Source organism: Cetobacterium somerae (assembly GCF_022430525.1).
In the GTDB taxonomy this organism is placed as follows: domain Bacteria; phylum Fusobacteriota; class Fusobacteriia; order Fusobacteriales; family Fusobacteriaceae; genus Cetobacterium_A.
The window spans coordinates 271,175-287,124 of record NZ_CP092520.1 but is presented as its reverse complement, the minus strand read 5'-3'; the positions used below and the strand labels follow the sequence as shown (position 1 = coordinate 287,124).

Here is a 15,950-nt window from a genome sequence, read left to right as displayed (position 1 = left end):
TTGACAAAATAGATACCTTTTATTAATCTTTTGAAATTAATCTTTTTTAGATACGTAATAGTATGCTGCTCCTAATCCAACTCCTCCAAGCATATTTCCTAAAGTTACTGGAATTAAGTTAACAATCATTCCCATAAAGAATTGTGGTTCTTTAAACATTAATGCTGAGAAAAGAGTCATGTTTGCAATACTGTGTTCTAAACCAACAGTTATGAAAGCAAATAGACACCACCAAATCATAATCAATTTACCTGATTCAGATGTCATTTTTATAGAACACCAAACAGCTAAACAAACAAGTATATTACAAAGTATTCCTCTATAAAATAGATCCCAGAAAGGTGCTGTAGCCTTTAGTGTGGCTATAGTTCCCATAAATTTACCAACACTTTCAGCTCCAGGAACAAAGTGAACAGTTAAATTTGTTAGAGAGAATAAATATCCACATAAAATAGATCCAGCTAAGTTTCCAAAATAACATACAACCCAAAGTTTAATAGTATCAGCCCAAGTTGTTTTTTTAGATAGTGTAGATATTGTCATAACAAAGTTATTTCCAGTAAAAAGTTCACTACCACACATAATAACTAAACTCAGTGCTACTCCAAAGCAAGCTCCCATAAGTGTTCTAGCACCTAAAGGTCCAATAACTGGTGCTGCTAATCCACCAATAGAGAAAATTAATAAAATTCCTAATCCAACAAAAAATCCAGCAAAAGTTGATAAGACAAAGTATTTTCCAAAACTATTTTTTAAAAAATTAGATTTGCTAACCCCTGCATTTGCAACTTTTTCAACTGCCTCAAAAAACATATATTCCTCCTCAATTAAATGATATACTAGCATTTTATATTAAAAATAAAAAAACATAGTGTGATTTAAATCACACTATGTTAAATTGTGTAAAAAAAGATTTTTTGTGGATTAAAATGTAATCTAACTGTATTTTTTAAAAGAAAACATTACAATGTCTTAAGTCCACATTCCATAAAAGTTTGATGTTTCTCTTTGTGCACTGGCAGCCATGAATCGCATCAAATATAGTTTCTAAGTTATAATGTCTAATTACATAAGATTCTACACAGACATCAAGAGTCGTTTTTCTATCTCTTAAATTGCAAGGATATACTATAACAATCTCCTCTTTAAGCTTATTAAGTGTTTTTAAAGTATCTAAGGTAATATCATTAATATTTTCAAATCTATGTAAAACATTATTCTCTCTATCTAGAATAAGTCCCTCTCCAATATGGAATAGATTTTCTTTAACAATATTTCTGTAAGAGTTAGTTAATTTTTCATAAGCTATAATCATGGTATCAACCCCTTCTATTATCTTAATTACCATATGTATTACCTCATAGATACCATAAAGTCAAATGCTTTCCTTTAATTTGAATCATCATTCTAATGAATAGTTCCTAAAGAATAATCATGTATTGGGATTGGATACATTTCAAAGCCTTGTACTTTTTTATTAAGTGCACCATTTAAGTCTCTATAAAATAGCATAACTTCACTATTATTATTTACAATAATCTCTTGAACTTGCTGATAGATTATTTCTCTTTTATTTTTATCTAAAGTACTTCTAGCCTCTTCTAAAAGTTTATCAACTTTTTCATCACTAAAAAATGTACGATTTCCTGGAGCACCAAAAGCACTTGAGTGGTGAGTTGGATAAAGAGCATAGTCAGAATCTCCTGTAACACTTCCCCAAGATCCTATAAACATATCAAACTCTCCACTATTAGTTTTAACCCAATAAATACTAGGTTCTAAAACAGTTATTTGAACATTAACACCAATATCATTTAAATATCCAGCAATAATTTCAGCAGTTTGAATATCTATATTATTACTCATTGTAGCTAAAGTAAGAATCTTATCTTTTAAAGGTGCTAGAAGTTTTGAAGCTTCATTTTTATCATATCCTAAATTTTTTAGATTTGGATTGTGACCTTTTACTCCTTCAGCAACTGGAGAGTTAGCAATTTTTCCCTCTCCATTTAAAACTACTTCCAAGATAGCTTCTTTATCAATAGCTAAATTTAACCCTCTTCTTATATTAGAATCTTTAAAAGTATCTTTTTGTAAATTTAGCCCCATATATGTATATGAGTATGATGGCTTAGATATAAATTTTAAATTCCCATTATTATTAATAGTTTTTTCATCTTGAGGTGGTAGAGAAAAAGCTATATCAGCTTCTCCTGTTTCAAGGGCTATAGTTCTATTTGTTGCTAAAGGTATTGTTTTTATATTTATTTTTTCGTAAGTTGGCTTAGTATCAAAATAGTTTTCAAATCTTTCAAGTACTAATCCCTCTCCTGGAGACCAGCTTTCTAAAATATATTTACCGCTTCCCATAGGTTGTTCCACTAAAATATCTGGATTTTTTGTTAGATAATTTTTGCTCACAATGCTTAGCGCAGGATGAGTAAGTTGATCTATAATCGCTGAAAATGGTTTTTCTAAAATCATTTGAAAATTATATTTATCCTTTATAATAATCTCTTTGATAGGAGGTAATATTCCTGCAATTCTAGGAGATTTTTTCATTCTTTCAAAAGAGAACTTAACATCTTCAGAAGTTAAGTTCTCTCCATTTTGAAAAAAAACATTATCTTTTAAAGTAAAGTCAATAGTTTTATTATCTATAAATTTATAGCTTTTAGCTACTCCTAAAACAGTTTCCATATTTGAATTTTTTTCTAAAAGTCTAGAATATAATAAACGATTTATTCTTAAAGAAAATCCATCGTTTCCAAAATGAGGATCAAATGTTCTAGGATCTCCTTCTTGCACTATATTAATTGTTGCTGAAAAAAGAGCAACACTCATTGTAAAAATAAGAAATAAAAACAAACGAATCCTTTTCATAAAATACTCTCCTATAAGATAATTTTTTCGACCTTATCGATATTTGTTCCTAAAAACTCTTGAGCAACTTCTTTGAATTTTTGGCAATCACCACTAACAAAAAATTTTATAGATGTTTTTTCAGAAGATCCCCCTTCACCTATAATTGTTTTTAAAGACTTTGCAGTCTCTTTGGCAGGGTCTACAATACTTCCAATAAAATGTCTTTTTATATATTTTTCAATTAATGGATAATGGGTGCATCCTAAAATAAGAGTATCAACATTTTGAGGTAGATTACTTAAATAATCTTTAATTAACTGATTACTCTCTTCATTGTCAATCCATCCTCTTTCAATCATTCCAACAAAAAGTGGACATTTAACTTGATAAATATTTAAATTTTTATCAATTCTATTGAACTCTTTTAAATAGATATCCATTTTAATTGTAGCAGGAGTAGCAATAACTCCAATGTTTTTATTTTTAGTTACTCTTATTCCTTCTTTAACACCATTATTTACCACTCCAACAACTGGAATGTGATATCTTTCTTTCATTATGTGCATGGCTGCTCCAGTAGCTGTATTACAAGCTATAACTATAGCATCAACTTTTTTTTCATAAACTAAGAAGTCTGAGACCTTTAGACAGAGCGCACGAATCTCTTCAATCTCTCTATCCCCATAAGGAGCATGTAGACTATCTCCAAAATAGATGATATTATCATAGGGAAACTCTTTTATAACCTCTTTTAATACTGAAACTCCCCCTACTCCAGAATCAAATACTCCAATTGTTCTCATTAAAACCTCGCATTCATTTTTATATTAATTTTATTATACTACCTGATTCTCCAGGAACTGCTGGAGTAACTTCTAATCTTCTTGGAATTCTAATTTTTAAATCTTCAACGTGACTTATAATTCCTATTTTCATTGCATCTTTCCATCTGATCTCTTCTAGAATTTCAATAACTCTATCAAGAAGAGTAGCATCTAAAGTTCCAAATCCTTCATCTAAAAAGAAAAACTCAAGCTGTATTTTTCCTTTTAACTGTAGTTGGCTAGATAAGGCTAAAGCTAGCACAAGAGATACGATAAAAGTTTCTCCTCCTGAAAGTGTTGAACACTCTCTAGTAAAGTTACTATTAAAAGCATCTACAATATTAAAATCACAGTTATTATCAACTGTTAAAATATATCTACCTCTTGTAATTTTTTGTAATCTTTTAGATGCTTCATAAGCTATATAATCTAATTTTTTTCTAGCTAGAAATTTTACAAATTTTCTTCCTTCAAATTTTTTCTGAAGAGTGATGATATCATCTTGTTTTAAAATAAGTTTATCTATTTTTTCTAAAAGCTCTTTAGATTCTAAGGCTAGTTGTTCGAGCCTATTTAAATCACCTCTATGTTCTGTAATCTCTTTAAAAAGATTATTCTCTTTAATTGTTAGACCTTCAAGTTTTTCTTCCAACTCACTCCATCTATCTTTATTAAAAACTCTATTATCAATAGATTTCATTACCTCATCTTTTAAACTTTGATATCTTATACTATCTATTTCATATGATGATATTTTATCTTTTAATATATTTATTTTGCTATTTTCTAAGATGTGGTTTAAGATATCTTCAATAGATAAAAATCCATTTTTAGTAGCTTCTATTTTTAACCACTCTTTTTTATCATTATAACTATCTTTTAAATGATTATTCTTTTCTTCTAAACTAATTACTTCAAGAGAAAGAGTTTGAATCGCATTAAAATCTTTAAAAATATTATCTCTCACTCCTCTAAGAGATATATCTAAATTTTCTTTTTTATTAAATACCTCACGATACTCTTTATCCATATTTTCTAGTAAAGTTTTTCTGCTACTAATGAAATCTAAAGAATCACTTTCAAGTTTAAGAAGAGATATATTTTCTCTCTCCTCTAAAATTTCTTTTTCATATAAAGTTAATTTTTCTTTGAGTTTATTTAAGTCATTCTCTTTTTGAGTTATATTAGATGAAGAATTTTTTATATTTGATTTCAAAGTGGAAATTTTATTATTTAATTCTTTTTCATTTTCTAAAATCTCTTTTTCTTTAACCTTTAAATCATTTATATTGTTTTCTTTAATTTTTAATGCACTTTTTAGAATATCTATATTGTCTAACCTATTCAATTCAGATAACTTTTCCAAACGATAATTAAGCTTTGTATCTATCTCTAATATAGATTTTTCTAATCTTTCTTTATTTTTAGATAATTCATCTAAAATAGATGTATCTATATTTTGAATTTCTTTAGCTGGATTTGGATGGTCTTTTGATCCACAAACTGGACAAGACTCTCCATGAATGAGATTTTTAGATATTTCGAAAGCTTTACTTTCTAAATGTTGCTGGTTAATATTTTTAATTTGTATTAAACAATTTTCCAACTCTGCTGTAATCGAAATTTTTAAAGAATTGTCCTCTTTAATTTCAACTTCTAATTTATTTTTTTCCTTTAGTTTTTCTTCTAATAGCTTAATATCAGCATTTAATTTCTTTATTTCATCTTCAAGAGAAATTAATTTATCCTTATCTATTTTTTCAAGGTTTTGAAGATTATTATTTTCACTTTCTAAAGATAGATTATCAACTTTCAATTTTTCATATAAAGATTTTAAGTTAGAAGAGATTGAATTAGAATCTATTAAAGTTTCTTCTAAAAGCTTTTCTTTAAACTTTAATGATCTAATATATTGATCTCCTTTACGTAAATTATCAAGTTCAGTATAATCTACTTTTAAATTATTTAGTTCTAGTATTAATTTATCTAATTCAATCTGCTTTTCTCTCTCTTGTTCTTTAAGATTTTCAAGGGCTGAGTTTAGATTCTCTAAAGTACTTTTTGATTTTAAGAGATTATTCTGATTGTTAAAAATACTTTCTTTAAGATTTGTTATTTCATCAATAACGCTTTTGAAGGATTGTGCAACTTCATGCTTAGTTAAAATATTTTTACATAGATTAATATCTTCTTTGTCTAAATCTAATCTTTGAAGTTCATATGTATATGACTCTAGTTTTTCAAATAAAATTTTTAGTTCTTTTAATTCACTATATTCCTGAGATAGCTCTTTTTTACTCGATAAAAGATTATTGTACTCTTCCTCTTTAGTTGCTAAAGTGGCTTTAAGATTATTTATTGTTTCTAATGAACAATCTCCTTTTCCTTTAATTTGGTTTTCTAAAGATGTAATCTCTTCTTTTAATTTATTATTTCTAACTTTTATTTTTTCAGACATTTTAGTTCCATATCGTTCTAAATCGAAGATATTTTCTAACATAGTCATCTTATCAGCACCTTTTAATTTTAAAAACTCACTGAACTTACCTTGAGGTAAAACAACTGATCTTGTAAAATCATTTACACTTATACCGAAGAATTCATTTATTTTGCCTTCTACATTTTTAACAGTATCAGCTATAACATCTCCATTTAAAATTAAAATAGGATTGCTTTGTTCAAATTTCTCCTCACCTTTTCTAGAAAACTTTTTCTTATAACATCTAGTTATTTCAAAGATATCCTTTCCAAGTGCAAATTTAAAATAAACCTCTAAAATATCACTATCTTGATTTAAACATGGTCTTATATTTTTCCCTTTACTACCCATAGTTCTTGGTATTTCATCAAATATTGCAAAAATCATGGCATCTAGTATTGTAGATTTTCCACTTCCTGTTTCACCAAAAATACCGAAAAGTCCAAGAGTTGTTAGAGCATCAAAGTCAACTATCTGCTTTTTAGAAAAGCTTTGTAATCCAGTTATTTCTAATCTAATTGGTCTCATTGCTTTCTCCCTCCTCTAAAATTTCTAAGAAAAGTTTCGTTATGTTATCATTTGGAGGTAATCCCATTGTTTCTTCTTTATAAAACTCAATAAAAGCCTCTTCGAGAGTTTGTTCGTTATAATTTGTAACTTCAATTTCTTTTGATTTTACTTTTATAATTGGAACTATTTCTAAAATATTTTTATTAGATTTAATTTTTCTAATAACAGAATTTGTAAGAGGTTCTTCCAACTCTACATTTAAATAAATCCACTCGTTTTTATCAATAAGTTCTAGAGATTTATTAATAGCCTCATCTGCTCCAATTACGCTATATTCTCTTATAGGTTTATAATTTTCTAAAGGTATCTCCTTTACAGTAGTTGAATCTTTTAAAATATCAACTACAAAAATCTTTTTATCAAATCTATTTTCAGTTACTCTATACTCGATAGGAGAACCACAGTAATAAGCTTTTTTATTTGCAAAGCACATTGGTTTATGAACATGTCCTAAAGCTATGTAATCGACATCTGGTAAATCACTAGTAGCAATTGCACGTGACCCACCAAGTTCTAAAGCAACTTCTCCCTCACCCATAGCTCCAGCTACATAGATATGAGTCATTACTACACTAGGTATATTTTCATTATTGTAACTGACACCCTCTTCTAAAATCTCTTTGATTCTAGTATTGAACTTGATATCATCAAAAGTTTCGTTTAAAGTAGCTTCACTTGGAAAAGGAAGATTATATATATATATTTTTTTATTATTTTTTTCTATGAAAATTCCACCTGGAACAGAATTATAAATATTTAGAGTACCGTATTTTCCTATAGTGATTTCTTGGAATGCACTATCATAGATTATAACTCCATAATCTTTAGCTAAATGAGATACAGCAGTTAATCTTTGAGGATTATCATGATTACCGGGAATTATTATAATTCCTACTTCCCCATTTAAAGATAATTGTTTTATACTATCAAAAAATAGTTTCTCGGCCTCAGCTGATGGATTATAAGTGTCATATATGTCTCCAGCTAAAAGAATTAAATCAATTTTTTCCTCTTTTATAACTGACTCTAGAGCATTAATAAATAGTTTTTGTTCTAATATTCTTGATTGTCCTTCAAGCTTTTTGCCTAAATGCCAATCAGAAGTATGAAGTACTCTCATAAAAGCCCCTCCTAAATTATTTCTTCTTTAATACAGTGTATCACTGAATTTGGCAAAATTCAAATTTTAAGATAAAATAAAAAAGGCTGTCAAATAGACAACCTTTATATTTTAAAATTATTTTCCTGTCATTCTTTTTAAAGCGTTAGCTACAAACTCAACTTGAGTTCCAACGATAATCTGAACAGAAGTTTTACTTGGTTTTAATACTCCAGCTACCCCTAATTTCTTGATTTCTGCTTCATTAACTAATGAACTATCTTTAACATCAAGTCTTAATCTAGTTATACAGTTATCTACAGTCACTAAGTTATCAGTTCCACCTAAAAGTGGTAGCATTCTTTCAGCTAACTCATCATTTGTAGAAGCTTTTGATGGTGCATTTACTTCTTCTGAAGGATCAGCATCTTCTCTTCCAGGAGTTTTAAGATTAAATCTTGTAATGATGAAGTAGAATATGAAGTAGTATAAGAAGAAGAATACAATACCTTGTATAACTAACATATACCATCCTGTAGCTAATGGATTTCTAGATGATAATAACATATCTATTAATCCAGCAGAGAATCCAAATCCAGCAATCCAGTGCATAGTAGCAGCTATAAATAATGAGATTCCAGTTAATATAGCATGAACTAAATATAATCCAGGTGCAACGAACATGAATGCAAACTCTAATGGCTCAGTAACCCCTGTTAAGAAAGTTGCAAATCCAGCAGCAATCATGATAGATTTAATTTTATCCTTATTTTCAGGTTTAGCTGTTTTTACGAAAGCAACTGCTGCTCCTAAAAGACCAAACATCATAATAGGGAAGAATCCAGCTTGATACATTCCTGTAACTCCAGGGATTCCAGTTCCGTTTGCAATTGATTGAGCTCCACCTAAGAATTTAGGAATATCATTAATTCCAGCAACGTCAAACCAGAATACTGAGTTTAAAGCGTGGTGTAATCCAACAGGAATTAAAAGTCTGTTTAAGAATCCATAGATACCTGCTCCAACAGCTCCCATTCCGCTGATTCCCTCTCCAAAGTTAACTAATCCATCATAAATTGTTGGCCATACATACATTAAAAGGAAAGCAACTATAATCATAACAAATGATGTAATGATTGGAACTAATCTTTTTCCACTAAAGAATGAAAGAGCTTTAGGTAACTCAACATCACTAAATCTGTTATATAAAGCTGAAGAGATAACTCCAACTAAAATACCTATAAATTGGTTATTTATTTTACTAAATCCAACAGGTACATTGTCTATTTTCATAATCTGTCCAACAGCACCAGGTGATAATAATGTAGTAAGTACTAAGAAACCTACTAAACCTGTTAAAGCAGCAGAACCATTTTTGTCTTTAGACATTCCAAAGGCAACCCCAACAGCAAATAATATAGGCATTTGATCTATTATCGCAGCCCCAGATTTAATTAAAAATGCAGCTAATGCACTATTTCCTCCCCAACCAGTTGGGTCAATAAAGTAACCTAATCCTAATAAAATTGCAGCAGCTGGTAAAACTGCAACAGGAACCATTAGTGCTTTACCTATTTTTTGTAAATAACTAAACATTTTTCCCTCCTAAATACATTTGTTTTTGAAATTTTATTTCTAACATATTTTATAATAAAAGAATTATTGTGTCAAGTACAATTCATATTTTAACAGAACACATTAGCTATATTGTATACAGTAAAATTATTTCTTTACTTTATTTAAAAATATGGTATAATAATAAAAGATTAATTTAATAAATAGGCGATGGAGTTCGCCATTAAACGCGAAAGCTAATGACTCCTACTCTTTTTTTAAGGGTAGGAGTCTTTTTTATTTTAAGGAGGAGAGAGATGAATTACTTTATTATTTTACTTTTTTTTATTTTTTTAGCATTTTATTCAAATTATGTAGGAAAGATTTTTGAAAAGATTAAGTTCCCGTCTTTAATTGGAATGATGATTGCAGGAGTTTTAATTGGACCATATGGTCTGAACAAGACACCAGAGTTAGCTCTTGAATTAGCACCAATTTTAAAAGATGTAGCTCTAATAATAGTTTTATTTATTGGGGGACTTGGTATAGGTGCCGATCAAATAAAAAAAATAGGTCGTCCAGCTATATTGTTAAGTATTATTCCTGCAACTTTAGAAGGATTTGCAATAGCATATTTATCAACTATTTTTTTAGGTTTTACTTTTATTCAAGGAGCTATTTTAGGATTTATTATAGCTGCTGTTAGTCCAGCGGTTTTGATTCCATCTATGGTAAGTTTGATAGACAAAAATATTGGTCAAAAAAAATCTATTCCACAGTTATTATTAGTAGGAGCATCTGCAGATGATACGATAGCTATTACTCTATTTACATCTTTTTTAGCAATATATTTTCAAAAACTTGATGGTGGAACTTTTGATTTTAAAACTCAACTATTTCTTATACCTGTATCTATTGTAGTCAGTTTAATAATTGGGTGGTTAGTGGGATTGATTGGAAAATATAGTTATTTAAAAATAAATAATAACAAGATAAAAATAGCTGTAGTTTTTACAATTTGCTTAGTCCTTAGATTTATAGAAAATAAGTTTCATTTTACTTTATATAATTCACTATTAACAATAATGTCTCTGGGATTTTTTATTCGTTATTATCAAGTAGAAAAGTATAAAGAAATTCATAAAGGAATGAATGAGATATGGAAATATGGAAAAATATATCTATTTACTTTTGTAGGAATGGCTATAAATCCAGGATTAGTAGGTGGTTACTTTTTCATCGGATTAACAATTTTAACATATTCTTTATCTATAAGATCAATTGGAGTTTTAATTGCGTTAATTGGTACAAATTTAACATATAAAGAAAGATTATTTTGTGTTATTGCTTATCTTCCTAAAGCAACTGTTCAGTCAGCAAAAGCAGGAATTCCACTTCAAATGGGAGTTGTAGGTGGAGAAGTAATGCAAGCTATAGCTATTTTAAGTGTTTTAATAACAGCTCCTTTAGGTGCTATAGGTATAAACTCTACATATAAAAAATTATTAAAAAATTCTTAGATAAAAAATAAAAATTAAAAAAGGAAAAATAGGATTAGTAAGTATAGACATTGTAGTAGGTTTTATTTTACAAAAATTTATATTTTGAGGTGGTTGAATATGATTGAGTTTAAAAAAGTTACAAAATCTTATGATAAAAGAACACTTATTTTAAAAAATATAGATTTTAAAATAAAAACTGGAGAATTTGTCGTTTTAATTGGAGAATCTGGTTGTGGAAAAACAACAACTATGAAACTAATAAATAGACTTATTGATCCGTCCAGTGGAATTGTACTTATAGATGGAGAAGATATAAGTAAAGTTGATCCAATAACTCTTAGAAGAAGAATTGGATATGTTATACAAAAAGAGGGACTGATGCCTCATATGACTATTGGTGAAAATATAGAGCTCGTTCCTAAACTTTTAAAATGGGAAAAAGAAAGAAGAAAAGACAGAGCTTATGAATTATTAAATCTTTTAAATCTTGATCCTGAAATATACTATGAGAAGTATCCTCATGAAGTGTCGGGAGGTCAAAAGCAAAGAGTTGGTATAGCTAGAGCTTTGGCCACAAATCCTGATATAATTTTGATGGACGAACCTTTTTCTGCACTAGATCCTATAACTAGAGAAAGTATTCAAGATGAAGTTTTAAAACTGCAAAAAGAGTTAGGAAAAACTATTATATTTGTTACTCATGATATGGATGAAGCGATAAAGTTAGGAGAGAGAATAGCATTTTTAAAAGATGGAGAGATTTTACAGTTTGATACTCCAGATGAAATTTTGAAAAGGCCAGCATCTGAATATATAGAGCAATTTATAGGAAAAGATAGAATTTGGAAAACACCTAAAAAACTTCTAGTTTCAGATATAATGTCTAAACATTATTGGACGATTGAAAAGAGAAGTAACATTTCTAGAGCTTTTAATCTATTAAAAACTCACGATACAGATTTTCTTATTGTTACTGAAACAGAGGGTGGAAGATATAGTGAACCTATTGGAATAATATTTAGGAAAAATTTGATATATGCTATGGAAAATAATATTTTAAGAGTAAGAGATATTATGGACAAAGAGTTTACTACTATAGATAAAGATAGTAATTTGTTAGATGTTTTAAATAAGATGTCTAGTATAAATGCAAAAGTTATACCTGTTGTTGATGATAAAAATAGATTGAAGGGAGTTATAACAAACTTAGGGTTAGTTAATGCTATTAGTAAAATAGCACCATCTCCTGAAGTCGAAGAAGAATCTTTAGAGACGGGTGATGCTATATGAACTCATTTATAAAATATTTTATAGAAAAACTACCTGAGGTTCATGTTGCACTTATGCAACATATAGAGATAACAGGTCTTGCTGTAGCGATAGCTATTATAATTGGAGTTCCAATAGGAATTTTTATAATTAGAAGTGAAAGACTTTCCAAAGTGGTTTTGACTATAGCTGGAATATTTCAAACAATACCTAGTTTAGCATTATTTGGTCTGATAATTCCTATTATGGGAATTGGAATAAAACCTGCAGTTTTTGTACTTTTTTTATATTCACTATTACCAATTATAACAAATACTTATATTGGAATAAAAGGGGTAGATAAATCTACCATTCAAGCTGCTATCGGTATGGGAATGACTAATTTCCAAGTTTTAACTAAAGTTAAGTTACCTATTGCTGTAGCTGTCATAATGGGAGGAATTAGAATTTCTACAGTAGCTACAATAGGAACAGCAACAATTGCAGCATTAATTGGAGCGGGTGGATTGGGAGAACTTATATTTAGAGGAATATCAACAAGTAATAATAATCTAGTTTTAACTGGAGCTATCCCTACAGCTATTTTAGCTTTTGTGGCAAACTATTTTTTAGGAGTTTTGGAAAAAGTACTGACTCCTAGTGGAATGTTGACAAATCCAAAAGAGAAAAAGAAAAATGTAAAAATCTTAAAAATAGTTATGGCTATCTTAATATTAGGAATTGGATTTAGAATATATGAAAATAATAAAAGTAGAGGTATACCGACAATAGTTGTAGGACATAAAAATTACAACGAACAAAGAATTTTAGGGGTAATGATGTCTCAAGTTATAGAAGCTAAAACTAATTATAAAGTAAAAACAGTGGAGCTTGGAACAGGAACAGTTATATTTGAGGCTATTAAAAGTGGAGATATTGATGTATATCCTGAATATACAGGTGTAGCATATGCAGCTTATTTAGGAAAGAAAGAGAAGGCAGATGCTAAAACTGTATTTGATATCATAAAATCTGAATACTTAGCAGATCATAATTTAGATATTAGAGAACCTATGGGATTTGAAAACACATATGCTTTTGCTATGAAGCCAGAAGTAGCTCAAAAGTATGGAATAAAAGCTATTAGTGATTTAAAAAGATATGCAAATAATATGGTTTTAAGTGGTCCTCATGAGTTTATGGAGAGAGAAGATGGACTTTTAGGAATACAAAAAGCTTACAATATAAGATTTAAAAGTATTCTATCTATGGATCAGGGATTGGTTATTAATTCTTTAGTTTCAGATAAGATTGAGGTTGCTTTAGTTTACTCTACAGATGGATTGATAGCTAAACATAAGTTGCTTCTTTTAGAGGATGATTTAAAGTTTTTTCCTCCTTATGAAGTTGTGGTTACAATGAGAAAGGGATTTGAAGATACAAAGGGAGATGTTATAGAAGCATTGGATTCTCTTGTGGAAGCTTTAAATGAAGATGAGATGCAAGAGTTAAATCTTTTGGCAATTGAAGGGAATGAACCCATTGAAAATATTATTAATAAGTTTCTTATAAATAAAGGTATTATAAAATAATAAAAATAAAAGAAAGCTGAAGAATTTTTATTCTTCAGCTTTTGTAATTTTATTCAATCTGATATTTGATTAATTTTTTATAGGAATATAAAATATCCTAATAGTGGTAGTGTTAAAATTAACACTGGTATATTTAATTCTTTATATCTTCCAGTTAATACCTTTATAATTACATGAGATATAATACCCATACTCATTCCAGATGCCATGTTATCTGTAAATACAGTAAACATAATTGTAATAACAGCTGGAACAAATTCAGTCATATCGTCCATATCGATAAACTTCATGCTTGTCATCATAAGGATGCCTATAAAAATTAATGCTGGTGCTGTTGCAGCAGATGGAATTATATAAACAATTGGTGTTAAGAAAATTGTAAATATAAAGCAAATTCCTGTAGATATTGCAGTTAGACCTGTTCTTCCTCCCTCTTCAACTCCAGCTGCTGACTCTAAAAATGTTGTTATTGTTGTAGAACCAAATAATGCTCCAACAATAGTTGCTATAGAATCAACTAGGAAAGGTTTATCTACTTCTGGTAAATTACCATTTTCATCTAAAAGTCCAGCTTGTGCTGAAACTCCTAATAAAGTTCCTAGAGTACAGAAGAAATCTCCTACGAAAAATGTGAATATTAAAGGTAAAAATGCAAATTTTAATGCTCCCATTATATCAAGTTTAAAAGCTATACTAGATATTGATGGTGGCATAGAGAAAAAGCTCTCAGGTATTTGAGTTATTCCCATTGGAATTCCAAGTAGTGTAGTAATCACTATACCAATTAAAACTCCACCTCTAACTTTATTTAAAACAAGAGCAATTGTAATAAAAAGTCCGATTAAAGATAATATAGTATTTGGATTATAAATACTTCCCATAGAGATAGTTCCATTAGAAATTGTCATTATTTGACCATTTTTAAATCCTACCATAGCTATAAAAAATCCAACAGCTACTCCTATAGCAAACTTTAAATTTTTAGGAATTGCTTCTACAATAAGTCCTCTCAATCCGAAAACTGTAAGAACTAAAAAACCTATTCCAGATAAAAATACCATTCCCATAGCTGTTTGCCAATTAACCATTCCTCCAGCAACTAGAGTATAAGCGAAAAATGCATTTCCTCCCATAGCTGGTGCCATAGCAAAAGGTCTATTTGTATAAAGACCCATAACAATAGAAAAAGCAGCTGATAGCAGAGCAGTTACAATAGTAACAGCTTTAACATCCATTCCAGCAGCACTCATAAATAAAGGCTGAACTATTAAGATGTATGCCATCGTCATAAAAGTTGTAATTCCAGCAGTTATTTCTGTTGAAATTGTAGTGTTGTATTGGCTAAGTTGAAAATAAGAATCAATAGCCCTTAGCACACCATTATTCTTTTGTTTAATGTTTTCCATTACTCCTCCTAATAATAAGCCATTTACGGTGGCTTGTAGAAACTCCTGACCTTATTACAGGATTATATCAGTGATAAAAATACAGACTATTGTACTATATTTCACAAAAATTGTCAACTTTTTTGTTTTTTGAGTATTTAAACTATAAAAAATATAAATTGTAAGGATAAGTTTTATTCGTCCAATTTTCATTAAATTACTATCAAATAACAATAATTATTATTTTATAATATATTACATTACAAAACTGCATATAATGCCTCTTATCTGAAGTTTTATTAAATAAAAATAATTATTACTTGGAATAATATTGAAATTATTGTAAGTTTTTATAAAATATGAGATAATAATATAATATAAAACATATAATAAGGAGGTTTTTGGTTATGTATAATGTTACAAGAGAGATGTTAACTGAAATTTTAGATGGATATATTAAATTAGCAAAAAAATTAGATGGAGAGTTAGTCGTATTAAATAAAATTGATGATGAAGCTGATGAGTTTTTAATTGAAAATATAAAAGATTTTAATCTTATAAAAACAAAGAAAAACGATTTGTTAGAAATTACTATTTATGTTGACGATGAAGATGAGGTATACGAAGAGTTCGTTATTGGTGATGGAAGTGATTATTCAAAAGTACAAAAAAATATTTATGAAAAATTTCCTAAGTATTTCAGAGCAGGGTCTTTAGAAAATAAGTCCGATTCAAAAAAAACTGGAAAAACAAAAGAAAGCTCAATTAATAGAGATTCTCAAAGTAATCATTTTCAAAAATTTATGAAAAAAAATAAATAAGTTTATAAAAA

At 28.6% G+C, this 15,950-nt stretch carries 12 protein-coding genes and 2 riboswitches; of the genes, 4 read left to right on the top strand and 8 right to left on the bottom strand.

Translation table 11 applies throughout. From position 1 onward, the window contains the following. Window positions 1-36: 36 nt before the first annotated feature. The 7 genes from MKD34_RS10315 to nagE all read right to left on the bottom strand — a co-directional run bounded on the left by MKD34_RS10315 (window position 37) and on the right by nagE (window position 9,433). On the bottom strand, window positions 37-813 hold the full coding sequence (locus MKD34_RS10315) for a formate/nitrite transporter family protein (RefSeq protein ID WP_240221417.1): 777 nt from the start codon (window positions 811-813) through the stop codon (window positions 37-39). Between the two features lie 136 nt (window positions 814-949). Beyond that, window positions 950-1,348 carry a hypothetical protein gene (locus tag MKD34_RS10310; RefSeq protein ID WP_023050315.1) on the bottom strand — a complete coding sequence of 133 codons (399 nt, stop codon included), beginning with the start codon at window positions 1,346-1,348 and terminating at the stop codon, window positions 950-952. A 59-nt stretch (window positions 1,349-1,407) separates the two neighbouring features. Beyond that, window positions 1,408-2,883, bottom strand: coding sequence for an ABC transporter substrate-binding protein (locus MKD34_RS10305; RefSeq protein WP_240221415.1), 1,476 nt, complete (start codon window positions 2,881-2,883; stop codon window positions 1,408-1,410). A gap of 11 nt (window positions 2,884-2,894) precedes the next feature. Then, window positions 2,895-3,668 (bottom strand): glutamate racemase, encoded by a 774-nt coding sequence (gene murI, locus MKD34_RS10300; RefSeq protein WP_240221413.1) that lies wholly within the window; start codon window positions 3,666-3,668, stop codon window positions 2,895-2,897. Window positions 3,669-3,687: 19 nt separating this feature from the next. Further along, window positions 3,688-6,696, bottom strand: coding sequence for an SbcC/MukB-like Walker B domain-containing protein (locus MKD34_RS10295; RefSeq protein ID WP_240221405.1), 3,009 nt, complete (start codon window positions 6,694-6,696; stop codon window positions 3,688-3,690). Then, a complete protein-coding gene (locus MKD34_RS10290) occupies window positions 6,683-7,858 on the bottom strand; it encodes a metallophosphoesterase family protein (protein WP_240221404.1) in 1,176 nt (391 codons plus the stop codon). Before MKD34_RS10290 ends, MKD34_RS10295 begins: the two co-directional genes overlap by 14 nt. A 117-nt stretch (window positions 7,859-7,975) precedes the next feature. Further along, complete coding sequence (gene nagE / locus MKD34_RS10285; RefSeq protein WP_240221402.1) at window positions 7,976-9,433, bottom strand: N-acetylglucosamine-specific PTS transporter subunit IIBC; 1,458 nt, start codon at window positions 9,431-9,433, stop codon at window positions 7,976-7,978. Between the two features lie 176 nt (window positions 9,434-9,609). After that, window positions 9,610-9,668: riboswitch (Fluoride riboswitch) on the top strand. Between the two features lie 40 nt (window positions 9,669-9,708). Between nagE and MKD34_RS10280 the strand changes: the two genes are divergently transcribed. From MKD34_RS10280 to MKD34_RS10270, 3 genes are all read left to right on the top strand, one after another. Next, window positions 9,709-10,911 (top strand): cation:proton antiporter domain-containing protein, encoded by a 1,203-nt coding sequence (locus tag MKD34_RS10280; protein WP_240221400.1) that lies wholly within the window; start codon window positions 9,709-9,711, stop codon window positions 10,909-10,911. Between the two features lie 99 nt (window positions 10,912-11,010). Further along, the gene (locus tag MKD34_RS10275) at window positions 11,011-12,183 is read left to right on the top strand and encodes a betaine/proline/choline family ABC transporter ATP-binding protein (protein WP_240221398.1); all 1,173 of its coding nucleotides are present in this window, start codon (window positions 11,011-11,013) and stop codon (window positions 12,181-12,183) included. Beyond that, a complete protein-coding gene (locus MKD34_RS10270) occupies window positions 12,180-13,733 on the top strand; it encodes a glycine betaine ABC transporter substrate-binding protein (protein ID WP_240221396.1) in 1,554 nt (517 codons plus the stop codon). Before MKD34_RS10275 ends, MKD34_RS10270 begins: the two co-directional genes overlap by 4 nt. Before the next feature lie 77 nt (window positions 13,734-13,810). Here the strand turns inward: MKD34_RS10270 and MKD34_RS10265 are convergent, their stop codons facing one another. Further along, the gene (locus tag MKD34_RS10265) at window positions 13,811-15,139 is read right to left on the bottom strand and encodes an NCS2 family permease (RefSeq protein ID WP_240221394.1); all 1,329 of its coding nucleotides are present in this window, start codon (window positions 15,137-15,139) and stop codon (window positions 13,811-13,813) included. Further along, window positions 15,132-15,229: riboswitch (purine riboswitch) on the bottom strand. It overlaps the preceding gene by 8 nt. Window positions 15,230-15,525: 296 nt before the next feature. Here MKD34_RS10265 and MKD34_RS10260 point away from each other — a divergent pair. After that, window positions 15,526-15,939, top strand: coding sequence for a hypothetical protein (locus tag MKD34_RS10260; protein ID WP_240221392.1), 414 nt, complete (start codon window positions 15,526-15,528; stop codon window positions 15,937-15,939). The last annotated feature ends 11 nt before the right edge of the window (window positions 15,940-15,950 follow it).

Bases quoted from the DNA above. Each gene is read 5' to 3' on its own strand.
- MKD34_RS10280 (WP_240221400.1), top strand. From the start codon at position 9,709: ATGAATTACTTTATTATTTTACTTTTTTTTATTTTTTTAGCATTTTAT.
- MKD34_RS10260 (WP_240221392.1), top strand. From the start codon at position 15,526: ATGTATAATGTTACAAGAGAGATGTTAACTGAAATTTTAGATGGATAT.
- MKD34_RS10270 (WP_240221396.1), top strand. From the start codon at position 12,180: ATGAACTCATTTATAAAATATTTTATAGAAAAACTACCTGAGGTTCAT.
- MKD34_RS10265 (WP_240221394.1), bottom strand. From the start codon at position 15,139: ATGGAAAACATTAAACAAAAGAATAATGGTGTGCTAAGGGCTATTGAT.
- MKD34_RS10310 (WP_023050315.1), bottom strand. From the start codon at position 1,348: ATGGTAATTAAGATAATAGAAGGGGTTGATACCATGATTATAGCTTAT.
- MKD34_RS10290 (WP_240221404.1), bottom strand. From the start codon at position 7,858: ATGAGAGTACTTCATACTTCTGATTGGCATTTAGGCAAAAAGCTTGAA.
- MKD34_RS10315 (WP_240221417.1), bottom strand. From the start codon at position 813: ATGTTTTTTGAGGCAGTTGAAAAAGTTGCAAATGCAGGGGTTAGCAAA.
- MKD34_RS10275 (WP_240221398.1), top strand. From the start codon at position 11,011: ATGATTGAGTTTAAAAAAGTTACAAAATCTTATGATAAAAGAACACTT.
- nagE (WP_240221402.1), bottom strand. From the start codon at position 9,433: ATGTTTAGTTATTTACAAAAAATAGGTAAAGCACTAATGGTTCCTGTT.
- MKD34_RS10295 (WP_240221405.1), bottom strand. From the start codon at position 6,696: ATGAGACCAATTAGATTAGAAATAACTGGATTACAAAGCTTTTCTAAA.
- MKD34_RS10305 (WP_240221415.1), bottom strand. From the start codon at position 2,883: ATGAAAAGGATTCGTTTGTTTTTATTTCTTATTTTTACAATGAGTGTT.
- murI (WP_240221413.1), bottom strand. From the start codon at position 3,668: ATGAGAACAATTGGAGTATTTGATTCTGGAGTAGGGGGAGTTTCAGTA.